This window comes from Ensifer sp. ENS07, from assembly GCF_014852185.1.
Classification (GTDB): domain Bacteria; phylum Pseudomonadota; class Alphaproteobacteria; order Rhizobiales; family Rhizobiaceae; genus Ensifer; species Ensifer adhaerens.
The window spans coordinates 17,924-39,121 of record NZ_JACVBE010000008.1 but is presented as its reverse complement, the minus strand read 5'-3'; the positions used below and the strand labels follow the sequence as shown (position 1 = coordinate 39,121).

At 63.5% G+C, this 21,198-nt stretch carries 21 protein-coding genes; 12 read left to right on the top strand and 9 right to left on the bottom strand.

All coding sequences use genetic code 11. The annotated features are described in order from the left end of the window. Nucleotides 1-90: 90 nt before the first annotated feature. Together IB277_RS22710 and IB277_RS22705 are read left to right on the top strand one after the other, a co-directional pair. Complete coding sequence (locus tag IB277_RS22710; RefSeq protein WP_192371866.1) at nt 91-3,147, top strand: AsmA family protein; 3,057 nt, start codon at nt 91-93, stop codon at nt 3,145-3,147. Nucleotides 3,148-3,269: 122 nt separating this feature from the next. Next, a complete protein-coding gene (locus IB277_RS22705) occupies nt 3,270-4,535 on the top strand; it encodes an alkyl sulfatase dimerization domain-containing protein (protein WP_192371865.1) in 1,266 nt (421 codons plus the stop codon). A 130-nt stretch (nt 4,536-4,665) separates the two neighbouring features. Here the strand turns inward: IB277_RS22705 and IB277_RS22700 are convergent, their stop codons facing one another. Then, the gene (locus IB277_RS22700) at nt 4,666-5,223 is read right to left on the bottom strand and encodes a methylated-DNA--[protein]-cysteine S-methyltransferase (RefSeq protein ID WP_371813661.1); all 558 of its coding nucleotides are present in this window, start codon (nt 5,221-5,223) and stop codon (nt 4,666-4,668) included. A gap of 202 nt (nt 5,224-5,425) precedes the next feature. On the opposite strand from IB277_RS22700, the gene IB277_RS22695 reads away from it, so the two are divergent. Further along, a complete protein-coding gene (locus IB277_RS22695; RefSeq protein ID WP_210339656.1) occupies nt 5,426-6,697 on the top strand; it encodes a GGDEF domain-containing protein in 1,272 nt (423 codons plus the stop codon). Nucleotides 6,698-6,756: 59 nt separating this feature from the next. Here IB277_RS22695 and IB277_RS22690 read toward each other — a convergent pair whose 3' ends face one another. Both IB277_RS22690 and IB277_RS22685 read right to left on the bottom strand, forming a co-directional pair. After that, nucleotides 6,757-7,401 carry a LysE family translocator gene (locus tag IB277_RS22690; RefSeq protein WP_060517700.1) on the bottom strand — a complete coding sequence of 215 codons (645 nt, stop codon included), beginning with the start codon at nt 7,399-7,401 and terminating at the stop codon, nt 6,757-6,759. Nucleotides 7,402-7,486: 85 nt separating this feature from the next. Continuing rightward, complete coding sequence (locus tag IB277_RS22685) at nt 7,487-8,389, bottom strand: M23 family metallopeptidase (protein ID WP_192371861.1); 903 nt, start codon at nt 8,387-8,389, stop codon at nt 7,487-7,489. 113 nt (nt 8,390-8,502) lie between these two features. Here IB277_RS22685 and IB277_RS22680 point away from each other — a divergent pair, with 113 nt between their 5' ends. After that, nucleotides 8,503-8,991, top strand: a complete 489-nt coding sequence (locus IB277_RS22680) for an Rrf2 family transcriptional regulator (RefSeq protein WP_192371859.1) — start codon at nt 8,503-8,505, stop codon at nt 8,989-8,991. Between the two features lie 139 nt (nt 8,992-9,130). Here IB277_RS22680 and IB277_RS22675 read toward each other — a convergent pair whose 3' ends face one another. Genes IB277_RS22675 through IB277_RS22665 form a run of 3 tightly spaced genes read right to left on the bottom strand, consistent with a single transcriptional unit; the run spans nt 9,131 to nt 10,881 of the window. Then, nucleotides 9,131-9,538, bottom strand: a complete 408-nt coding sequence (locus tag IB277_RS22675; protein ID WP_060517704.1) for a cupin domain-containing protein — start codon at nt 9,536-9,538, stop codon at nt 9,131-9,133. Between the two features lie 54 nt (nt 9,539-9,592). Then, nucleotides 9,593-10,345, bottom strand: coding sequence for an SDR family oxidoreductase (locus tag IB277_RS22670; RefSeq protein ID WP_192371858.1), 753 nt, complete (start codon nt 10,343-10,345; stop codon nt 9,593-9,595). Nucleotides 10,346-10,401: 56 nt separating this feature from the next. Further along, entirely contained in the window at nt 10,402-10,881 is a 480-nt protein-coding gene (locus IB277_RS22665) for a carboxymuconolactone decarboxylase family protein (protein WP_192371857.1), read from the bottom strand. 130 nt (nt 10,882-11,011) lie between these two features. On the opposite strand from IB277_RS22665, the gene IB277_RS22660 reads away from it, so the two are divergent. Next, entirely contained in the window at nt 11,012-11,917 is a 906-nt protein-coding gene (locus tag IB277_RS22660; RefSeq protein ID WP_060604473.1) for a LysR family transcriptional regulator, read from the top strand. Nucleotides 11,918-11,929: 12 nt separating this feature from the next. Here the strand turns inward: IB277_RS22660 and IB277_RS22655 are convergent, their stop codons facing one another. Beyond that, nucleotides 11,930-12,415: an Lrp/AsnC family transcriptional regulator gene (locus IB277_RS22655; protein ID WP_034787553.1), complete on the bottom strand. Its 486-nt coding sequence runs from the start codon at nt 12,413-12,415 to the stop codon at nt 11,930-11,932. A gap of 142 nt (nt 12,416-12,557) precedes the next feature. Here IB277_RS22655 and IB277_RS22650 point away from each other — a divergent pair, with 142 nt between their 5' ends. After that, entirely contained in the window at nt 12,558-12,974 is a 417-nt protein-coding gene (locus IB277_RS22650; protein ID WP_060517708.1) for a DUF2000 domain-containing protein, read from the top strand. A gap of 310 nt (nt 12,975-13,284) precedes the next feature. After that, a complete protein-coding gene (locus tag IB277_RS22645) occupies nt 13,285-14,466 on the top strand; it encodes an MFS transporter (RefSeq protein WP_060585557.1) in 1,182 nt (393 codons plus the stop codon). Nucleotides 14,467-14,543: 77 nt separating this feature from the next. Here the strand turns inward: IB277_RS22645 and ycaC are convergent, their stop codons facing one another. Then, entirely contained in the window at nt 14,544-15,170 is a 627-nt protein-coding gene (ycaC, locus tag IB277_RS22640) for an isochorismate family cysteine hydrolase YcaC (RefSeq protein WP_034787558.1), read from the bottom strand. Between the two features lie 140 nt (nt 15,171-15,310). Between ycaC and IB277_RS22635 the strand changes: the two genes are divergently transcribed. Both IB277_RS22635 and IB277_RS22630 read left to right on the top strand, forming a co-directional pair. Further along, nucleotides 15,311-16,258, top strand: a complete 948-nt coding sequence (locus IB277_RS22635; RefSeq protein ID WP_034787561.1) for a LysR substrate-binding domain-containing protein — start codon at nt 15,311-15,313, stop codon at nt 16,256-16,258. A 233-nt stretch (nt 16,259-16,491) separates the two neighbouring features. After that, nucleotides 16,492-16,785 (top strand): hypothetical protein, encoded by a 294-nt coding sequence (locus tag IB277_RS22630; RefSeq protein ID WP_034787562.1) that lies wholly within the window; start codon nt 16,492-16,494, stop codon nt 16,783-16,785. Nucleotides 16,786-16,821: 36 nt separating this feature from the next. Here IB277_RS22630 and IB277_RS22625 read toward each other — a convergent pair whose 3' ends face one another. Next, entirely contained in the window at nt 16,822-17,520 is a 699-nt protein-coding gene (locus IB277_RS22625; protein ID WP_060529005.1) for an aspartate/glutamate racemase family protein, read from the bottom strand. 222 nt (nt 17,521-17,742) lie between these two features. On the opposite strand from IB277_RS22625, the gene IB277_RS22620 reads away from it, so the two are divergent. The 3 genes from IB277_RS22620 (at nt 17,743) to IB277_RS22610 (ending at nt 21,198) form a co-directional block, all read left to right on the top strand. Beyond that, nucleotides 17,743-19,272, top strand: a complete 1,530-nt coding sequence (locus tag IB277_RS22620) for an ABC transporter substrate-binding protein (RefSeq protein WP_060517714.1) — start codon at nt 17,743-17,745, stop codon at nt 19,270-19,272. 115 nt (nt 19,273-19,387) lie between these two features. Continuing rightward, nucleotides 19,388-20,329 carry an ABC transporter permease gene (locus IB277_RS22615; protein WP_192371856.1) on the top strand — a complete coding sequence of 314 codons (942 nt, stop codon included), beginning with the start codon at nt 19,388-19,390 and terminating at the stop codon, nt 20,327-20,329. Next, a complete protein-coding gene (locus tag IB277_RS22610; RefSeq protein ID WP_034787571.1) occupies nt 20,329-21,198 on the top strand; it encodes an ABC transporter permease in 870 nt (289 codons plus the stop codon). The genes IB277_RS22615 and IB277_RS22610 overlap by 1 nt, the downstream gene beginning before the upstream one ends.

Below are 21,198 nucleotides of genomic sequence, written 5' to 3'. Positions count from 1 at the left end.
ACGACGAGAAGGCAGATCGCCCCAGGAGTTGCAAAACGGCGCGCGCTGGAAAACGATACCGAATCAATCGCTTTCGCAACGAGGGGAAACATGCGGCGTTTCTTTCTTTGCCTGCTGGCGCTCGGCGTCCTCGCTGTCGTTTCAGTCATGATCCTGCCCAGCTTCGTTTCGAGCGACTGGATGCGCGCCGAACTGGGACGGCAACTCTCGAACGCGACCGGCAGCGCGATCGCGCTCAACGGCCCGGTCAGACTTTCCGTCGTCCCGCATCTGGCGGTGGTGGCCGAAAACGTCTCGCTCGATGCCGACGGCATGACCGCCGAGATCGGCGAAGTCGCGGGCTCCGTGACGCTCTCCTCGCTATGGTCCGACCGCCTGCACGTGAGGGAAGTAAGGCTTGTACGCCCTGTCGTGGCGCTGCGGCCGAAGGCAGAGGCCGCAGCGGTTGCGCAAGACGGGGGGGCTGAGGCGGGACAGGCGAGCACGGGCGAAACGCGCGATCCGCTCGCCGCCCTCGTCGCCTTCCTCGAGAAAAGCGCCATCGACAAGATCTCGATCAGCGAGGGAACGCTGCGGCAGGAAGGCGCCGGCGGTTCGGTCGACGTCGTCAGCGATCTCGATCTTACGCTCGCCGTTCCGGATATCGATGGCGAATTGTCGCTCTCGGCCGGCGCCGGCGTCGATGGCCGGCGCTACGATGTCACGCTTGCCGTTTCGCCTTTGCGTCCGCTGCTCGAGCACAAGCCTGCCGAACTCAGCCTTTCCCTGGAGGCCGAGCACCAGCTTGCGGCCGGGCTCACCGAACTGACTGCCAGCGGCCAGGTAGCGCTGAATGCCAATGGCGGTTACCAGATCCGCGGCGGCAAGCTTACGATCGGCGACGAAGCGCTCGGACTCGACGCGCTGTTCGTGCCGGGCAGCCGCCCGCGGTTCCTCGCCGACCTCAACGCCGAGCGGCTGGATCTGAGCGCATTTCTCGATGACGGCGAGACGGCCGCATCCTCCTCCCAGCCCGAGGAACCGGCAGGCCGGACGGACAAGGCCAAGGCAGCTGCAGGCCTGCAGGCGCTGGCCGGTTTTGACGCCGATATCAGCGTCAATGTCGGCGCCCTTGCCGTTGGTGACATTTCCGCATCCGACGTCGCGCTGACGGCGACCCTCAAGGACGGGCAGTTGACCGGGCGGCTCGAGCATCTCGGCATCGACGCCGGCAGTGTTGCCGCCGATCTCGCCGCCGACGTCGGCGCCGCCGAGCCGATTTTCCAGGGCCGCGTCGTCAGCAACGGGCTCGACGTTTCCAAACTCGCGGCTCTGGTCGGCCAATCGGTACCGCTGTCGGGAACCGTGACGATGGACACGGCCTTCGCGTTTCGCGGACTGAGCGCGAACTCTGTGCGCAAGACGATCAACGTGACCGGCGGCGCAAGCCTGCGTGACGCGACCATCGTCATTCCCGGCATCGCCGATCCGGCCATGGCCGAGGTGAAGGCAAAGAAACTCGCCCTCAAGATCGAGGGCCTGGCCAAGCCAATGCGTCTTGCGGGCAGCCTCGTGTGGCGGGGCAAACCGGCCGAGATCGATCTTACCCTACCGGTCCGCGACCTGCTCATGGACGCCAATGCCCGTGCGGGCGACATCCCGCTGAAGCTCGACCTGCGCACGAAGGAAGCGACGCTTGCGCTGGATGGCAAGGCGGCGCTTGCGGGCAGCTACGCCGGCAAGCTGAACTTCGCGGCCGCAGACCTGCGAGCGCTTCTTGCCTGGATCGGTCAGGCCGACGCGGGCGGCATCACGCAATTCGCCTTCAATGGCGACGTGAAGGCAAGCGCTGCGGGCGTCGCATTCCAGAAGGCCACGCTCTCGGTCAACGGGGTCGAAGGAAGCGGCAATGGCGCGGTCGAACTCGGGACACCGCTCAAAATTTCGAGCGCGCTCCATTTCAAGGAACTAGACCTCGCGCGGTTGGCCGGCGCGCCTTCGGCCGCGCCGCAGGCGAAGGCCAAAAGCAAAGCGAGTGGTGGCCCTGCCCCGGATGGTCCGCTGGATCTGTCCGCACTTCGCTCCATCGATGCCTCCATCAAGGTCGATGCCGAAAAACTCGCCTACGGCCGCGTCGTCGTCGGGCCGGTCGCAACTTCCCTGAAGATCTCCGAGGGCATCGCGAACCTCGACATTCCGGATAGCCCCTTCTATGGCGGCCAGGTGGCCGCGAGCCTGACCGCCGACGGATCCGGCACGGAGCCGTCTATCGCCGTGAAGGCCTCGATATCGGGCGCCTCGGCCGCACCACTGCTCACCGACCTTGCAAACTTCAAGCATCTCGAAGGCGCGCTGCAGACGACGTTCGACATTGCAGGCGCCGGCGGCACGACCAGCACGCTCAAGCGATCGCTCAAGGGCACGGCTGAGGTCCGTTTCTCCGACGGCGCCATTCGCGGGATCGACGTTGCCGACGTCTACAACAATCTCGTCGGCCTGATGTCCTCCGGCTTCAAGCAGAACGACAACAAGGCGACCGGCTTTACCGAACTCGGGGCATCCTTTGCCATCGAGAACGGCGTTGCGCGCACCGACGACATCAAGCTCGTCGGCCCCCTCGTGCGGATGAGCGGCAAAGGCGAGGCAAACCTGCCGGAGGACCAGTTGAACTTCCGCCTCGATCCCCGCGTGGTCGCATCCTTGCAGGGCCAGGGTGCCGACATCGCCACCGAAGGCATCGGCGTGCCCGTCGTCATCGAAGGGTCGTTTGCCGCTCCGCGCATCTATCCCGACCTTTCGGGCCTTCTGAAAAACCCCGATGCCGCGCTTTCGACCTTGAAGAAGCTCGGATTGCCGACCGGCAAGCTGGGGCTCGATGAGCTTCTGTCCGGGGACGGCAAGGGAGGAAAGCTTCGCGACATCCTCAGCGGTGCGATCGGCAAGCAGCCGAAGGACGAAGGCAGCGAGCTCTCCATCGAGCAGATCATCGGCGGTGGCGGCACCGAGCCCGAGGCGGCACCGCCCGTCGATGGGCAAGCTCCGCCCGACACGGCTGCCGAACAGCCGGCGCCGGAAACGCCGCAGCCGGAGCAGCAACCCGCTGCAGAAGCCGAGCAACCGGCACAGGACAGCGGCACTTTGGGAAAGCTGTTCAAGCTTCTTCAATGAGCGAGCGTCTCAGATGATGCAGCCCAAAACCTGAGGCATGTCCACAAGACCACACGTGCCGGCTTCCAACCACGGCCGGCAATGCTAAAGCTGTCGGCGATTGCTTCGAGGACAGAAAGACCATGAGACACGACCCGTTGTTCGAGCGTCTGTGGGACGGCACGGCTCAGATGGAAGAATGGACCGCCGCGGTCTCGCACGGCGCCATCACCCATGTCGCCGACAACATCATCACCGTCCACACGACCTACTTCTGCGGCAGCGTGACGGCCATCCGTACCAGCGAAGGTCTGGTCCTGATCGACACCGCGAAGCCGGAAACGGCAAAGCAGACCCTCGACGTCATACGCTCCTGGGACGACAGCCCCATACACACCGTCATCTTCACGCATGGCCATATCGACCATACCAGCGGGATCACGGTCATCGACCAGGAAGCGGATGCGCGTGGGCTAGCGCGCCCGCGGATCGTCGCCCACCGCAACGTGAAGCGGCGGATGGAGCGCTACGAGGCTTCGCATGGCTACAACAGCATCGCGCAGAGCCAGCAGTTCAACAAACCGGGCTACATCTACCCAATCGGTCAGCGGCGACCGGACGCGGTCTATGACGATACCCTGTCACTGTCCGTCGGTGGCGAGCGGATCGAACTTTTTCACGGCAGAGGCGAAACCGACGATGCCACGTTCGTCTGGCTACCGGAACGACGTGTCCTTGCGAGCGGCGATTTCGTCATCTGGGTGTTTCCGAACGCCGGCAATCCGCGCAAGGTGCAGCGTTATGCAGCCGATTGGGCGACGGCACTTCGGCGGATGGAGGCGCTCGCTCCGGCGGTCCTCATTCCCGGTCACGGTCCGGTCGTCTTTGGCGAAGAGCGCGCGGCCGAGATGCTGCGCCACGGGGCAGAGGCGCTCGAGCATCTCGTGCGTGAAACGCTCGCGCTCCTCAACAGGGGCGCCAGCCTCGACGCGGTTCTGCATGCGGTGAAGGTGCCCGAGGCATATCTGGGCAAGCCCTATCTGGCAGCGAAGTACGACGACCCGGAATTCCTCGTCCGCGGCATCTATCACTTCTATGCCGGCTGGTTCGATGGTGACGCGGCCCATCTCATGCCGCCGAGGACTGCCGATCTCGCATCGGAACTGGCCGCTCTTGCCGGCGGCGCCGAAAAACTTGCGGAGCGGGCCACGCAGCTATCGGAGGCTGGGAATTTCCGCCTCGCGATGCAACTCGTGGAATTCGCCAGCATGGCCGCACCCGACGACCGGGCCATTCAGGCAATTCGGGCCGCGGTCCTGCGAAAGAGCATCGAGAACGAGAATTCGCTGATGGGGAAGGCCTTCCTCGCGGTTTACGCACGCGAGGCCGAGCAGCGCTCCAAAGGCTAATGCATGTCGCGCAAAACTGTGCATCGGTCTTGCGGCAACGAGACGCATAAAAACAAGAGCTTACAGTCTGGCGTGTGAATCCTTTGTCACGCAACAGGCTTTAGGCGCCACGCGCTGGAGCAGCCTCACCTCAGAAGCCGAAAGACTGCTGTGCGGGCTTGGCCTGTTGCTCCTCCAAATGGACGCCTTCCAGTTCGAGCATGCGCGTCTTGGTGGTCGAACCGCCCGGCGCTGAAAACCCGCCGATCTTGCCGCCGGCGGCCAGCACCCTGTGGCAGGGGATGATCAGCGATACCGGGTTCTTCGCCATGGCCTGGCCAACATCGCGTGCTGCTTCCGGCCCGACGCCCAATTCCTTGGCAAGCGCGCCATAGGTCGTGGTCTGGCCCCAGCGCAACGCCCGCGCGGCCGCATAGATGCGCAGGAAAAATTCATCCTGGCCTTGCAGATCCACCGCGAAGCCGGAGAAATCGACCTCCCTGCCCTCGAAGTAGTGCCGCACGGCTTCCACCGCCGCCCGGATTACCGGCGTCGGCTCCGACGCCTCGCCGGAAGGCAGCCGCCGCAGCAACAGCCGCTCGGTCGCCTCTAGCGTGCCGGTCGGCAGTTGAAAGCGCGTGATACCGACATCGTTCCAGGCGATGCCGCAGAAACCGGCCGCGGTCTCAAAGATGAAATAACGATGCATCGCCTGACCCATCGGCCTCGCCTCCACTTGTACGCCTCCCTCAAAAATCGTGCAGGACGCCGCCGAATTCAACCCGTTTCCTGCCTACGCGACCGCCGTTTTGGCACAGATTGCCCGGAGCCGCGCACGCCACCAAATGCCGTCATTTGCGAAAGCTTTACGCTTGTCGGGCATGGTTTCGCGCGAACATCAGGAGACGATGGTGGACATCCTGCATACCCCGACGATCATGTTCAGTTCGTTCGTAACGCTGGTGATCTTCGCCGCTTTCTTCGGTTTTGCCTGGCGGCAGGAGCGCAAAAGCCTCGAACTGCTTCTGTGGTCCTTGGCCTTCGCCATCGGCGCAGTCGGCTTCGTCCTGTTGACGCTGCGCGGCGACGGCTACAACTTCATCACCATCTCGCTCGGCAACGCGCTCGCGGTGCTGGGGCTCGCGATGATCTGGCTGGGCTTGCGCGCCTTTGACAATCAGCCGCTCAAGATCGCCTCCGCGCTCGTCGGGCCGCTCCTGTGGATCGTCGTCACCTATTCTTCAGACTATGTTCGCGAGAGCGTTACAAGCCGGATCGTGCTCTACTCGATCCTGATCTTCGCCTATTCGGCGCTGATCGCGCACGAGATCTTCCGCTCGGAGAATTTCCGCAAGCTCCCGAGCTCCTACATCGTCGCCTTCGTGTTCGCCACCCATGGCCTGCTCTATCTCGCCCGCATCCCGCTGATCCTGATCTGGCCGCTCGCCGGCAACACGGCCGCGGGAACTTCGCAGCCGCTCTGGTACCAGTTGCTGACCTTCGAGCTGTTTTTTCACAGCCTCGCCGGTGGCTTCGCCTTCTTCGCCATGGTCAAGGAGCGAACCCAGCAACGCTACAAGCTCGCCTCGGAGACCGACGCGCTGACGGGTGTGCCGAACCGCCGTTCGTTCCTTGCGCAGCTGGAGACCCATCTCGCCACGCAACCGGCCAAGGGAGCACTGCTCTATCTCGACATAGACCACTTCAAGGTGATCAACGATCGCTACGGCCATGCGGTGGGCGACCAGGTGCTCGTGGAATTTGCCGGGATCCTCTCGAAGGCCGTGCCGCGTGACGCCCTGATCGCGCGCATGGGCGGGGAAGAATTCGCCGCCTGCCTCCCGCAGGCGGATCGCGCCGACGCGATCGCCATTGCCGACAGCGTTCGCACCGCGCTCGAAGCGCGCCGGCTGAGCACGACCAAGGGCGTGCTGTCGGCAACGGTCAGCATCGGCATTGCCTTTGCCGACCGGCAAAAGGATGTGCACGCGATCATTTCCGCCGCCGACGCCGCGCTTTATGCCGCGAAGGCCGCCGGCAGAAACAGCGTTTGGTCGGAAGATCCGTCGGGCGTGCCGCAGTTTGCAGCGGGCTCGATCGCACCCGCCGAAACGGCGGCGACGCTTCTATCATTAAGCCCTGCCAGAAGCAGTGCTGCGACACGGCGGCCCACCGGCTCCTGAACCTTCCGCATCCCGAAAACGAACGATCGGCCGGGCACCCCGTTATCGCGACCCGCCGCCTATCCGTTGACGCGCTTTACCAGCGCGAGCGAGGCAGCCGAGACAAGCAAGGCGCCGCCGCAGCCTCGTTCCATCCAGCGCCGCATCGACGAGGCGGCAAATTGCGTCGTCTTGAAGCCGACAAGGGCGTAACCGAACATGACGGCAAACTCGACGACGGTGAACACGGCGGTAAGCGCCAGGAACTGCGGCAGTTGCGGCGCGGCCGGGTTGATGAACTGCGGCAGCAGTGCGGAGAAGAACAGGTAGGCCTTGGGGTTGGTGATGGCCACGATCATGCTGTGGCGGCAGATCGCAAGCGCGGATTCCGTGCGAACGAGATCGCCGTTTTCGGCGCCTTGCGTTTCCGCTTTCTCGGCTCTACCGGGCCGAAGCATCTTGTAGCCGAGCCAGGCTAGATAGCCGGCACCCGCATATTTGACGACCGAGAACCAGAACTCCGACGCGGCAAGGATGGCGCCGAGGCCGGCTGCCACGGCGGCGATCAGGAAGAAGTCGGAAAGAAGCACGCCGATCATCCCGGCAACTGCCTTTTTCATGCCGAAACGAGAGCCATTGGCCATCGCCAGGATCACGTCCGGGCCGGGCGTAACCACCGCGATGAAGGTGACGGCCGCAAAGGCAGCCATGGTGCTGATGTCCATGAACGAGCTCCTCCCGTGAGCGGCCTATCTTTGGCCGTTCAGATCGAACGTGTAAAGCACCGCCCGCTCAACCTCGCATCGGCTTTCATCTGACGAATTGCACGTTGCGTGAAGGAACACGCCCGTCGAAGGACAGTTGAACAGCCTTTCCGGATCCGGCATCGACGGCATGAATGTGCAGATGCGGCTCCGTGCTGTTGCCAGAGTTGCCGACAGCGCCGATCGGATCGCCGGCGAGAACCCGCGCCCCGATCAAGGCGGTCACGCTCCCCTTGCGCAGATGCGCCAGTTCCACCCGCATGCCGTCGCAGGCAACGATCACGTGGTTTCCAGCCAGGTTGCCCCGATCCGCCTCGGGCGGGGGCAGGTCGGGCAGCCCATCCGCTGCCGCGACGATCTCTCCCTCGCACGGGCTGACGACGGTCTTGCCGAAGATGGCGTAGTCGGCGGGATCCCTAGGCAACAGTCCGAACGCCCGGAAGCCGGTCTCGCCGATCGCCGTGATGTCGAGGGCATGCCGTTGCGCCGGGTGATCGCTGTGATGATTGAGCACGCCGATGCCGCCGCCCTGCGCGACGACGAAGCGACCACCGACCAGCGGAAACGATAGCCCGCGCGGATCGTGCTGCGCGCCGATGCCCCAGGCGACATAGGCGAGTGCTGCACCGAAGACGAAAAGAGAGGCTACGGTCGGCACCAGGCTGCGCGCCAATGCTCCGCGATCCAGCGACAGCCAGGGCCGGCGCCAATGTCGGGGCAACGACACCAAAGACGCCGCGACCGCGAGCGCGGCCAGCGCCGCCCGGGTCCAGAAGCCGGCGATGTCCCAGCGGTTGAGAAGCCCGATCAGGGTGAGCAGCACGACGGTCTCTGCAAGCGCCAGCAGCCAGCCAAGCCGCGTCGGTTCATTCAGCCGCCATAGTCGCCAGTTGAACGCAAGCGGCAGCAGGATGCTGAGAACAAGCAGAAAACCGACGACAACGACCATGATCCCTCCTGTTGCACATGACGGCGCTGTTTACACAGGGAAAAAATAGGGATATTTTTTGTCCTTAATAGATGCGGACGGCATCTGCCGGACGAAAAAGATCGTTAGAGCGTATGATCCTTAAGAGCCAAGTCGAATGGGCGTTGCACTGTTGCGCCATTCTCGCCGGCCTGCCCGAGGGCCGCTACCTATCGACCAAGGCGCTGGCCGAATTCCACGGACTTCCGAAGGAGTATCTGTCGAAGGCGCTGCAGAGCCTGTCACAGGCGGGCCTCGTCCACACGACCCTCGGTCCTTCGGGAGGCTACCGGCTGGCGAAAGCGCCGGCGGAACTGAGTTTCCTCGATATCGTCGAGGCGGTCGAAGGCCGGTCGCGCACCTTCGTCTGCACCAATATCCGGGCCAACAATCCCTGCCGGGCGCCCGGTTACTGCGACGAGACCCCCTGTGCAGTGGCGCGCATCATGTGGGAGGCGGACGAAGCCTGGCGCGACAAGCTGCGAAGCGTGCGCCTGTCCGACCTGATGGAAATCCTCTCGAAGGAAATTCCCGCCGATCTCTCGAAGCGAAGCTTTGCCTGGGTTCTAGAACGCGCCGGATGAGCGGCGCCGGCCGCGGTTTCAGCAGGCGAAGCGTAAAGATAGGCCTGCGCCGGCAGATGCTCGGCAAACTTGGCTGGCCCCAACGGTTGGGCCGAAAGAAGGGCCGGCTGCGCGATCGGCAGTCGGCCCTTGGCTGGCGTCACTTCGTCATCGGAAAGGTCAGTTCCTTTTCGGCGGTGTCGACGACGAAGACCGCCAGCAGCTTGGCGGGCGCGGTCTTGCTGCCGTTGGCGCTGACGCCGTGACGGTCGCCCGGCATCTCGGAGAAGCTCTCGCCGGCCTTGTATTCCTTGACTGGACCATCATTGACCTGGCTGAGGATCGAGCCTTCGAGCACCGTCGCATAGATGAAGGCCGTGCTCGCATGGGTGTGCGCATCGGACGAGCCGCCAGGCCCGTATTCCACCAGAACGCCCTTAATGCTCTTGCCCGGAACGTTCGGCAATTCATGCTCATAGACGAGCGTCACCTTGGCAGCGTCACCGGCGACGGCGGTCCCGAACAGGGTTGCGGTAACGGCGAGGGTGGTGAGGAGAGACTTGATCATGTCGAAAATCCTTTCAGATGAGGGAGATGCGCGACGCGCGCGCCTCCGGTTCGGTTACTTGCGGGGTGCCGTTGCGAACCACTCTTCGAAGGTGATGCGGCCGAGGCGGGGATTGTTGTCGGAAACAAGCGAGCCATCCTCGAGCAGAGCGCCGAAATAGCGCGCCTCCCGGTCCGGCTCGACCTTGCGATTGTCGCCCATCGCCCTGAGATAGCGGGCGACGAGATCGCTGAGGCGCGAGCGCTCCGGACCCGCAATCTCGATCGTGCCGTTGACGGGATCGGCAAGCGCCACGTCGGTCATGGCATCGGCAACATCGTCTGACGCGATCGGCTGCACATAGGCCGGCGACAGGCGCACGAGGTCGCCGACGGTTCCCGATTGCGCGATCCCTCTCAGGAACTCCATGAACTGGGTCGAGTGCACGATCGTGTAGGGGATGCCACCGGCCTCGATCAGCTTTTCCTGCGCAAGCTTGCCGCGGAAGTAGCCGCTTTCCTGCAGCCGCTCGGTTCCGACCACGGAAAGCGCGATATGGTGTTTGACGCCGGCAGCCTTTTCGGCGGCAAGCAGATTGCGGCCCGACGTCTCGAAGAATTCGAGCACCGCCCTGTCCTCGAACGAGGGGGAGTTGGCGAGGTCGACGACGACGTCGCAGCCGCTGAGCGCTTCGGCGAGCCCCTCTTCCGTGATCGTATTGACGCCGGTGTTCGGGGAGGCGGCAATCACCTCGTGTCCGCGCTTGCGCAGGCGTTCGACCGTCTTCGAACCGATGAGGCCGGTTCCGCCGATGATGACGATTTTCATGGGATCCTCCATCGGCGGCGCCCATCGCGCCGCCGTGCATGACGGTTGCTGCGGGCTCAGTTGAGCCCGGCCTTGTCGAGCCCATAGAGCTTGTCGGCCGAACCGGGCACGGACTTGAACGCGACGCTGACGCGGTTCCAGGCGTTGATGGCCATGATGAAAAAGGTCAGATCGGAGATCTCCTTTTCCGAAAGCTGGCCGCGCACGCGCTCATAGAGTTCGTCCGGAACGCCGCCCTCGGGCAATTTCGTCAGCACCTCGGTCCAGGCAAGTGCTGCGCGTTCGCGCGGCGCAAACAGGTTCGATTCCCGCCAGATTGCCACGTGGTAGAGGCGCAATTCGCTCTCGCCGTGGATCTTCGCCTCCTTCACATGCATGTCGACGCAGAACGCGCAGCCGTTGATCTGCGAAGCCCGCAGATTAACGAGATCGCGGATTGTCTGCTCGATGACGCTGTCCTTCAGGCTGAGGCTGAAGTCGGAGATTTTCTTGAAGAACTCGGGTGACTGCTGGGCGTAGTTGAGGCGCTGGGTCATGGCTTTGCTCCTAATTAAGGACATCTATTATCCTTATGGATACAAGATATCCTTAATCGATGGACAGTAAAGCGCGCCGGGGGTAAACTCGGCGCATAAGGCTTATGTCGAAACGTTTGGGGGAAGCCGGATGGACATCGTTTCTGCGCTCAGAGCCTTCCTGCGGGTGGCGGAGACCGGCTCGTTTTCCGCGGCTGCCAACGATCTCGGCCTGACCCAGCCGGCGGTATCACGCCAGGTCTCGGCACTCGAGGAGCACCTGAGCATGCGTCTTCTGCACCGGACGACGAATGCGCTGGCGCTGACCGCCGAGGGGGAACACATGATCCCGATGGCGCTCAAAGTTGTCGAGGCGGTCGATGCTCTGAACGAGGCTTCCTGCGGCGAGGCCGGCCTCGTGGCGGGCCGCGTGCGGCTCACCGTGCCCGCGCCGCTCGGCCTCTATCTGAGCGATCGCCTGGCCGCCCTGCTCGCCCGTCATCCGGGGCTTTCCGTAGAGATGTTGTTTCGCGAGGAACCATCGGAACTGATTGGAGAGGGCATCGATCTGGAGGTTCGCTTGGGTCCGGTGTCGGAGGCAGGCCTGATCTGCCGGCGGATCGGCTGGACGACCGCGTTTCTGGTGGCGGCACCCGACTATCTGAACCGGCGCCCCGCGCCAAAGATTCCCGACGACGTCGGGAAGCATGAATGCATCTGCTACAGCCGCGCCGGCGACGGCCGCCAGTGGACGTTTTCCGACGGGTCCGGCGACGTTTTCGTGCGCATCGCGCCCCGGCTCGTCGCCAACAGTGCCGTGGCCGTGCATCGCGCGGTGCTCGCCGGCAACGGCCTTGCGATCCTCTCCCATATCCTGGCCTGCCCGGACATTGAGGCTGGCCGCTTGGTCAACGTGATGCCGGCATTCCCGCCGGCGCGCCTGCCGATCAGCGTCGTCTATCCCTCGCGCAGAAACGTGCCGCTACGCGTGCGCACCGTTCTCGATTTCCTTGTCCAGGTGGTCCGGGAAGACCCGCTGATGGCCTCCGCCTCCTGACCGTCGTTTGGGTCAGCGCTGGCCGGCCGAGGCGCGCAGGGGCAGCCCGCCATAGGCCTTGATCTCCTTCAGCACGAAGGTCGTCTGCATCTCCTTGATGCACGGCAGGCGCCGCACGACCTTCATGGCAAAATCCGAATAGGAATCGAGATCGGCAGAGACGACCTGGAGGAGAAAATCCGCATCGCCGGCAATGCTGTAGCAGGCAACGACGCTGTCGAGTTTCATCACCTCCTCGGCGAAGGCGTCCGCCTCCGCCTCCGTATGGCTGTCGATCTTTACCCGGATGAAGGCGAGCACCCCAAGGCCGATTTCCCGGCGATTGAGTACCGCCATGTAGCCCTGGATGACACCGTCGTCCTCCAGTTGCCGTACCCGCCGCCAGCAGGGCGAGGTCGACATGCCAACCTCCTCCGAAAGCGCCTGGTTGCTCAGGCGCCCGTCACTTTGCAGCGCGGTCAGGATCTTTACATCGGCGGGTGTCAGGGTGGCGGGCATCTTCTATCTCATTTTCTGCTCTATCGGGATGAATCTACCCCATCTTGGCAATTTCTCGCAACATCAGAAAGATACTGCCTCGCCACACGGTCTATTCTCCCGGCCGACCCAGCCTTTGAGAAACAGAGAGGAAACAGACCACGTGCTTCAGGACACCCGCCTCGCCATCATCGTCAATCCCGAACTGACACCCGGTCATCTCGCCAACACGATCGCCGCGATCTGCATCGGCATCGGCTCGGCGATGCCCGGTCTCGGTAACCAGCGGCTGACGGACAGCAGGCAGAACACCATCGACATCAGCTCCAACCGGCCCGTGCCGATCCTCCAGGCCGATGGCGCGACGATCCGTGCACTGCTCCTGAAGGCACTGCCGAAAGAAGACGATCGTGTCGTCGTGCCGTTTCCAGCCTTCGCGCGTTCGCTGCACAGCTATGCCGACTACGAGACGCAATTTCCGGAACGGGATCTCGCGCAGGAGACGATCGACGGCATCGGTCTTGCCGGCGACGTGAAGTGGGTCAGATCGCTGACGGGATCGCTGAAATTGCTGCGATAGGACAAAAGCACGCGCAACGGCACGGCGGGTCGGAGCCCGCCGCTTCCGGTATGTACATTTTTTTCACCGGAACCAGACCAATGCCAGGATTGGTGGCGACACATTCGCAACACCAACAGCCATTCGCTCGGAAAGGCCGCGCTTTCCGACTTGACGGCCTCTTCTCGCCTTGACGGGACCCGCCCCGCGCGACAAGCTCTGAAAACAATTTTCAGAATATCAGAATTCCTTCACATACCGCATCGGCTCGACGGCTCCCGCCCGCTGCCGAGGGTGCATCGCGCGACACGCTATCCGGGGAACAATGCGCATGACCAACCAACGGCTCATCATGCTGATCTTCTTCCTGCAACCGATCGCCTTCGGCGCCTGGCTGCCGCGTATTCCCGACGTGCAGCAAAGGCTCGGCCTCGGCCCGGCGGAACTGGCGATCGCGCTGCTCGGCATGCCCGTCGGCATTCTGCTGACCCTGCCGTTTGCCGGCCGTTTTGTCGCCTGGATCGGCGGCCGTGCGACCATCCTCTACGGCTTCGTCGTCTTTCTGGCGCTCGTCTGGCTACCGACATGGGCCCCGAACATCGAGGTGCTCTTCGTGGCGCTCGCCATCGTCGGCGCAGCGTTGACGACGCTCGAACTCGGCCTCAATGTCGAGGCCGACGCGATCGAGAAGCACTCCGGGCAGCTGATCATGAGCACCTGCCACGGCTTCTGGAGCCTCGGCATCATGACCGGCAGCCTGGTTGGCGTCGGCTTCGCGGCGCTGCACGTGGCACCGGAATGGGCGGTGCCGCTGACGGCGGCAGGCATGTTGCCGATCAGCGTCTACTTCGCCCGGAAGCTGCCGCTCCTGAAGACCGGCGAGGCCGCGGCTGCCGAAGCGGCGCCCTCCAGACGCAAGCTGCCGGGCTGGGCATTGCTTGGCGTCTGCTTCTTCGTCTTTGGCATCACCATGACCGAAGGCGCCGTCGCCGACTGGTCGGCGGTCTTCCTGCGCGACATCTTCGGGCTTTCCAGCGCCAGCGCCGGTTTCGGCTACTCGATCTTCGCCTTCATGGTGGCTGCCGGGCGCTTTGCCGGCGACCGGCTGAAGGCGAGCTACGGCCCGGTTGCGGTGGCACGTGCCTGCGGTATCGCCAGCATTAGCGGGCTCATTCTCGTGGTGGTAAGCCCCGCCGCCTGGGCAGCGCTTCTCGGCTTTTCTGCCATGGGCTTCGGCGTATCCGTCGGCTTTCCCTTCGCCGTCACCGCCGCTGCCGACCAGAAGGACCGGCCGGCGGCCGCGAGTGTCGCCATTCTGTCCTTCATCGCGCTGCTCGGCTTCCTGCTCGGGCCGCCGCTGATCGGCCTGATCGCCGAATACAGCGACATGCGCTTCGGTCTTGGCGTGCTCGTGCCCTTCCTCGCCGTCAGCCTGCTCTTGACCGGCCGGCTCAAGCCCGCGGCCCGTCTGGACGTGCAAGACGACGCCCAGCAGGCCGCCAGCCGCGCATAAAGGCCACGGCAACAGACAACACGAAAAGCCCCGGCCATCCCAGGCCGGGGCTTTCGTCGTTCATCGTCTGGCGTGTCTTACTTGCGCGCCGCCATGGTGTTGTAGCTGGTGATGAGGTTGCGGTAGTCCGGGATGTGGTTCGAAAATAGCGTGCCGAGACCCTCGATGTCGTTGCGCCAGTCGCGATGCAGCTCACAGGCAACGCCGAACCAGGTCATCAGCTGAACGCCGGCGGCGGTCATGCGCGACCAGGCGGAATCGCGGGTCACCTCGTTGAAGGTGCCGGAAGCATCCGTCACCACGAAGACCTCGAAGCCTTCCTCGATCGCCGAAAGCGCCGGAAACGCCACGCAGACCTCGGTCACGACGCCGGCGATCAGCAGCTGCTTCTTGCCGGTGGCCTTCACCGCCTTGACGAAGTCCTCATTGTCCCAGGCGTTGATCTGGCCCGGACGGGGAATGAAGGGCGCATCGGGAAACTGTTCCTTCAGCTCCGGAACCAGCGGGCCGTTCGGGCCATCCTCGAAGCTGGTTGTGAGAACCGTCGGCAGCTTGAAGTACTTGGCGAGATCACCGAGCGCCAGGACATTGTTCTTGAACTTGTCCGGGTCGAAGTCGCGCACCAGCGACAACAGGCCGGTCTGATGGTCGACGAGCAGGACGGCAACATCATCCTTGTTGAGGCGTACGTAGGGCTTGGTCATCGGAAGTCCTTTCCTTCGTTTTGTTTTCATCACCGCCAGCGGCCTTCGTTGCCGATCTGCTGTGATTGAACGTAAGCTACTGCAGGACCGTTGCCGCCAAAAGATTGTGAATTTCGACGCAGCGTCCTATGAATAGAACGATGCAGGACCTGAACGACCTCTATTATTTTGTCCAAGTCGTGGATCATGGCGGCTTTGCGGCTGCGGCACGGGCAACCGGTACGCAGAAATCCCGGCTGAGCCGGCGCATTGCGATGCTGGAAGACCGGATCGGGGTTCGGCTGATCCAGCGTTCGCCGCGCCGGTTCTTCGTTACCGATGTCGGCCGCGAATATTACCAGCGCTGCGTCGCGGTGTTAATCGAGGCGGAAGCGGCCGATGCCTTCATCGCGCAGCATCAGGGAGAGCCGCAGGGCATCATCCGGGTGAGCTGCCCGACCGCATTGATCTCGTTCCAGTTCGGCCGGCTCTTTGCCCGGTTCATGACCGCCCATCCGCGGATCGGCCTGCAGCTGGAAAGCACCAACCGGCGCGTGGATGTGATCGCCGAAGGTTTCGACGTTTCGATCCGTGTCCGGTTCCCGCCGCTCGAAAAAAGCGAGCTGGTGATGCGCAAGCTCGACGACAGTTCGCAATATCTCGTCGCCAGGCCCGGATTTCTGAAGGCGCCGATCGCTGAGCCCGCGCAACTGACGGGATTGCCGAGTCTTGCCTGGACTTCGGCCACGCACACCTATGAATGGCGGCTGGAAAGCGCCGATGGAGAACGGGCCGTCATCCGCCACGAGCCACGTTTCCTGACCGACGATATGGCGGCGCTACGCGAAGCGGCGCTCGACGGCGCCGGCATCGTGCAACTGCCGACGATGATGATCTGGAAGGACCTGGCAGCCGGCACGCTGGTGCCCGTGCTGCCGCAATGGCGCCCGGCGTCCGGCGTCGTGCACGCCGTCTTTCCTTCGCGGCGCGGGCTACTGCCCTCCGTTCGCACCTTCATCGACTTTCTTGCCCAGGAATGCGCCGCCGATCGCCTGGCGATCGACGAAAGCCTGGCATGGCCGGCAAGGCCACCCCATATCACGGCCTAACGCATCCGGCGGTCAACGGGCTCCCTTGACGCGCTACCCCGGCGGCCGCCCTCCGCGGACCCATGCGCTGGCCGCATAGTAGCCATTCCTTGCATATCGCGCCGCAACGCACGATCTTATTGGAGAAGCCGCGTTCGACGCCGGCTCCCCTCCTGGACTCACCCCAGTCGTAGACTTTTCCCCCGGCTTCGGCCGGCGCGGCCATTTCGGCTTGAACAATAGGGAAGGTAATCATGCAGACAACTGCCAAAACTCCCGACGCCAAGACACTGGATGCCATGACGCTGGATGAACGCTCGAACATGATGGCGCTGGTAGCGGAAGCGCTCGAGGCAACGGCCGAGAAGGCCTACGAGATCGGCGACGACCGGTTCGCCGAGAACTCGATCAGCCTCGCCAACATCATCATCGGCTGTGCGGACGACCTGGTGGTCGGCGACTTGCCAGCCGCCGAACTGCTTTTGCAGCAGGGCATAGCACTTCTCAGCCTGTTTCCGGGCGAACCCCGGGAATTCACCTTGCACTAGCCCTTGCAACCACGGCCGACGGCCAGTCGGCCGTGGTCAGGCGTCCCCGAGCGCGAGGTCGACCGCAGCAAGCGCGTGGATCTCGGTCGTATCGAACACCGGGACCGGGCTATCAGCCTGTGAAATCAAAAGCATGATCTCGGTGCAGCCCATGATGATCGCTTCCGCGCCCGCATCGACAAGCCGCGCGATGATAGCGCGATAGGCGTCGCGCGAGCTGTCTTTGACGATACCGGCAACGAGTTCGCGGTAGATGATCTCGTGCACCTTCGCCCGGTCTTCCACCTCCGGCACCAGCACATCGAGACCGAATTTTTCCGCCAAGCGACCTTTGTAGAAGTCCTGTTCCATGGTGAAGGCCGTTCCGAGCAGGCCGACTTTGCGAAGGCCCGCCGCCTTGATCTTCTCCGCCGTCGGGTCGGCGATATGCAGCAGCGGAATGGAGACGGCTGCCGAAAGGTCCGCCGCCATCTTGTGCATGGTGTTGGTGCAGATCATCAGGAAATCGGCGCCGCCTGCCTCGAGACGTCGCGCTGCGGCGATCATCTCTCCCGTCAGGGCCGGCCAGTCGCCGTGATGCTGCAGGCGCTCGATCTCGCCGAAGTCCATCGACCACATCAGCGATTTCGCCGAGTGCACGCCGCCCAGGCGCGCGCGAACCGTCTCGTTGATGATGCGGTAATACTCCGCCGAGCTCTCCCAGCTCATGCCGCCGATCAGGCCGATGACCTTCATTCTCTTCTCCCTTTTCAATCCGGACTCCGGGCTAACAAATCCCGCGCCTTCGCGATAGCTCCCGTCCACTTATGCACCCTCCAGGACAAGGGTTCCGGCCCGCCGCTGCCGGCGGTTGTGACACGACGACGACAGCCGGTTGACATTTCCGGCTTTGTGCCTTTTTATATTCCAAAATAAAGAACGACATAGCATAACTATGGAATATGAGGAGGAGCAAATATGAAATCGACTAAACTCGCATTGCTTATTGGAACCGCATTGGTGGCATCGGCAACTCTCGCCTTTGCGCAGGAAAAGGGCGGCGTGATCAACGTCGCGACCGTCGGTGAGCCGCCGACCCTCGACCCGATGGCATCGACGGCCGACCTGGTCGGCATAGTCTCGCAACACATCTTCGAGACGCTCTACACCTTCGACAAGGACTGGAAGCCGACCCCGCTTCTGGCGGCAGCACTTCCGGAGATCAGCGCCGACGGCAAGACCTACACGATCAAGCTGCGCTCGGGCGTCAAGTTCCACGACGGCACCGATCTCGACTCGAAGGACGTCGTCGCCTCGCTCGAGCGCTGGACCAAGGTCGCCTCGCGCGGCAAGCAGACGGCAACGACGATTTCCGGCATCGAAGCGATCGACCCGCTGACGGTGAAGATCTCGCTCACCACCCCTTACGCGCCGCTCGTTTCGCTGCTCGCCTTCAACAACTCCGCGGCGATCGTGCTTCCTTCCGAAAAGCAGGCCGAGCCGATGACTGATTTCGTCGGCACCGGCCCCTACCAGCTGAAGGAACGCAAGGCGGACCAGTACATCCAGCTCACCCGCTACGATGCCTACAAGTCGCCGGAAGGCGAAGCCAACGGCTATGGCGGCGCCCGCCACCAATATGCCGACGAAATCCGCTTCGTGCCGGTTCCGGACCCGAACACCCGCGTCGAAGCGGCCGTTTCCGGCCAGTATGACTATGTCGATTCTCTGCCGGTCGAATCCTTCGAACGCGTCAAGGGTTCGAGCGCTTCCGAACCCGTCATGCTGCAGCCCTTCGGCTGGCCAGTCTTTGTCTTGAACTCCGGCAACGGCATGACCAAGAACCTCGACCTGCGCAAGGCGATCCGCGCTTCGCTCAGCATGGAAGACATGATGGCGGCAGCCTTCGGCACCACAGACTTCTATGCGCTCGACGCCGCTCTCTACCCGTCGCAGTTTACCTGGCGGACCGATGCCGGCACCGAAGGCGCCTACAACATCGCCGATGCGGAAAAGGCTGGCGAACTCCTGAAGGCCGCCGGCTACAAGGGCGAGCCGCTGCGCATCCTGACGAGCCGCCAGTACGAGTTCCACTACAAGATGGCGCAGGTCGCGGCCGAATATCTGAAGCTCGCCGGCTTTACCGTCGATCTGCAGGTGGTCGACTGGGCGACGCTGACCCAGCGCCGCGCCGACCCGACGCTCTGGGACATCTACATCACCCACAGCCCCTTCCTGCCGGAACCGGCCCTCATCGGCATGATGTCGACCAAGGCGCCCGGCAACTGGGATACGCCTGCGCGCGCCAAGGCGGTCGATGCCTTCAACGCCGAATCCGACCCGGCCAAGCGCGTGGCGCTGTGGGCAGACGTGCAGAAGGTGATCTTCGAGGAAGTGCCGTTCATCAAGATCGGCGACTTCAACGCGCTTTCGGCGAAGTCGAAGTCGCTCGACGGCGTCTCGCCGGCCCCGTGGCCGTACTTCTGGAACGCTTCGATCAAGAAGTAAGCTCCCCCTCCCAAGGGACTTCGGCGGGCAGCCGGGCCATGCGCCTGGCGCCCGCTCGAAGGGGCGCGTCACTCCACCCTTGCGGCGGAGCGCACAGGAAAGGTTCGAGGCCACCATGTTACGCTACATCTTCCAACGGCTGATGGGCATGATCGTCGTCATGGCGATTGTCGTCACGATCGTCTTCGTCATCGTCCGCGTGACGCCCGGCGATCCCGCCGCCGTCATGCTCGGTCCGGAAGCAACCCAGGAAGACATTACGGCGCTGCGCAGCCGGCTTGGCCTCGACCAGTCGCTCGGCCTGCAATATGTTTACTATATCGGACAACTGCTGCAGGGCGATCTCGGTCAGTCGATCTTCCTCAACCAGCCGGTCACGTCAGCACTGGCGGAGCGTGCCGAGCCGACCTTCTTCCTGACCCTGTTTTCCATCGTGATTGCCTGCGCCATCGCGCTGCCGATCGGCATCTATGCCGCCTACAGGCGCGGCTCCTTCGTCGACCAGGCGGCAACAACGCTTGCCATGCTCGCCGCCAGCATACCGAGTTTCTGGCTTGGCCTGATCCTGATCCAGGTCTTTGCCGTGCGTTTCGGCTGGTTCCCGGTCTCCGGCTATGGCGGCCCCGGATCCTCCTTCACCGAGCGCATGTATCACCTGACCTTGCCGGCGGTCGCGCTCGGCGTCGTCTCCTCGGCGCTGATCCTGCGCTTTACCCGTGCATCGATGCTCGACGTGCTCGGCGACGATTTCATCCGCACCGCCCGCGCCAAAGGCCTCGGCGAACGCAAGGTGGTGATGAAGCACGCACTGAAAAACGCGCTGATCCCGATCCTGACGATCATTGGCCTCACCGCCGCCGTGCTGATCTCGGGTGCGGTTGTCACGGAAACCGTCTTTGGCCTGCCCGGCGTCGGCAATCTCGTCGTCTCCGCCGTGCTTCGCCGCGACTATCCCGTCATCCAGGGCGCGCTGCTCGTCATTGCCGCGCTCTACGTGCTGATCAATTTCGTGATCGACATGCTCTATCTCCTCGTTGATCCAAGGGTGCGCTACTGATGTCTATCACCGTATCTGCCCCCACCGAGAGCGAAGGCCGCAAGTTCGTCCGCCGGCTGTTGAAGCGCAAAACCGTTGCCTTCGGCCTGATCGTGCTCACCGTCTTCGTGCTGCTTGCCGTCTTCGCGCCGCTGATCGCACCCTATGCGCCCGGCAAGCTGTCGATCGTCAACCGGCTGCAGCCGCCGAGCCTGCAATGGTTCTTCGGCACCGACGAGTTCGGCCGCGATGTCTTCTCCCGCACCATCTATGCCGGCCGATTGTCGCTGCTTGTCGGTGCGGCGGTCGTCACGCTTGCAACCGTGATCGGCGTCGTGCTCGGTCTGCTCGCCGGCTTCTTTCCGAAGCTCGACACGCCGATCGCCCGCGTCATCGACGCGATGATGGCCTTCCCGGACATCCTGCTTGCGATCGCGCTGGTCGCGGCCTTGGGCCCCTCGCTGACGACCGTCATCATCGCGCTCAGCATCGTCTATGCGCCGCGGCTCGCCCGCGTGGTGCGCGCCTCGACACTGGTCATCCGCGAGCTTCCTTATGTCGAGGCGGCCCGCGCGCTCGGGATCTCGACGCCACACATCATGACGCGTCACGTGCTGCGCAATCTGCTTTCGCCCGTCCTCGTGCAGGGCACCTTCCTCTTCGCCCATGCGATGCTTGCCGAAGCCGGGCTTTCCTTCCTCGGCGTCGGCGTCAGCCCGGAAATCCCGACCTGGGGCACGATGATCGCCTCCGGGCGTCAATATATCGGCCAGGCCGACTGGGTAACGCTCTTCCCCGGCATCGCCATCGTGCTTTCGGTCTTGTCGCTGCAGATGGTCGGTGACGGCCTGCGCGATATGCTCGATCCCCGCCTCAGAAAGGACCTGTAA

Excerpts from the sequence above, each read along its gene's own strand:
- IB277_RS22645 (WP_060585557.1), top strand. The coding sequence starts at position 13,285 with ATGACCAACCAACGGCTCATCATGCTGATCTTCTTCCTGCAACCGATC.
- IB277_RS22615 (WP_192371856.1), top strand. The coding sequence starts at position 19,388 with ATGTTACGCTACATCTTCCAACGGCTGATGGGCATGATCGTCGTCATG.
- IB277_RS22700 (WP_371813661.1), bottom strand. The coding sequence starts at position 5,223 with ATGCATCGTTATTTCATCTTTGAGACCGCGGCCGGTTTCTGCGGCATC.
- IB277_RS22620 (WP_060517714.1), top strand. The coding sequence starts at position 17,743 with ATGAAATCGACTAAACTCGCATTGCTTATTGGAACCGCATTGGTGGCA.
- IB277_RS22655 (WP_034787553.1), bottom strand. The coding sequence starts at position 12,415 with ATGCCCGCCACCCTGACACCCGCCGATGTAAAGATCCTGACCGCGCTG.
- IB277_RS22705 (WP_192371865.1), top strand. The coding sequence starts at position 3,270 with ATGAGACACGACCCGTTGTTCGAGCGTCTGTGGGACGGCACGGCTCAG.
- IB277_RS22710 (WP_192371866.1), top strand. The coding sequence starts at position 91 with ATGCGGCGTTTCTTTCTTTGCCTGCTGGCGCTCGGCGTCCTCGCTGTC.
- IB277_RS22680 (WP_192371859.1), top strand. The coding sequence starts at position 8,503 with ATGATCCTTAAGAGCCAAGTCGAATGGGCGTTGCACTGTTGCGCCATT.
- ycaC (WP_034787558.1), bottom strand. The coding sequence starts at position 15,170 with ATGACCAAGCCCTACGTACGCCTCAACAAGGATGATGTTGCCGTCCTG.
- IB277_RS22635 (WP_034787561.1), top strand. The coding sequence starts at position 15,311 with ATGCAGGACCTGAACGACCTCTATTATTTTGTCCAAGTCGTGGATCAT.
- IB277_RS22665 (WP_192371857.1), bottom strand. The coding sequence starts at position 10,881 with ATGACCCAGCGCCTCAACTACGCCCAGCAGTCACCCGAGTTCTTCAAG.
- IB277_RS22610 (WP_034787571.1), top strand. The coding sequence starts at position 20,329 with ATGTCTATCACCGTATCTGCCCCCACCGAGAGCGAAGGCCGCAAGTTC.
- IB277_RS22625 (WP_060529005.1), bottom strand. The coding sequence starts at position 17,520 with ATGAAGGTCATCGGCCTGATCGGCGGCATGAGCTGGGAGAGCTCGGCG.
- IB277_RS22685 (WP_192371861.1), bottom strand. The coding sequence starts at position 8,389 with ATGGTCGTTGTCGTCGGTTTTCTGCTTGTTCTCAGCATCCTGCTGCCG.
- IB277_RS22675 (WP_060517704.1), bottom strand. The coding sequence starts at position 9,538 with ATGATCAAGTCTCTCCTCACCACCCTCGCCGTTACCGCAACCCTGTTC.
- IB277_RS22690 (WP_060517700.1), bottom strand. The coding sequence starts at position 7,401 with ATGGACATCAGCACCATGGCTGCCTTTGCGGCCGTCACCTTCATCGCG.
- IB277_RS22660 (WP_060604473.1), top strand. The coding sequence starts at position 11,012 with ATGGACATCGTTTCTGCGCTCAGAGCCTTCCTGCGGGTGGCGGAGACC.
- IB277_RS22670 (WP_192371858.1), bottom strand. The coding sequence starts at position 10,345 with ATGAAAATCGTCATCATCGGCGGAACCGGCCTCATCGGTTCGAAGACG.
- IB277_RS22630 (WP_034787562.1), top strand. The coding sequence starts at position 16,492 with ATGCAGACAACTGCCAAAACTCCCGACGCCAAGACACTGGATGCCATG.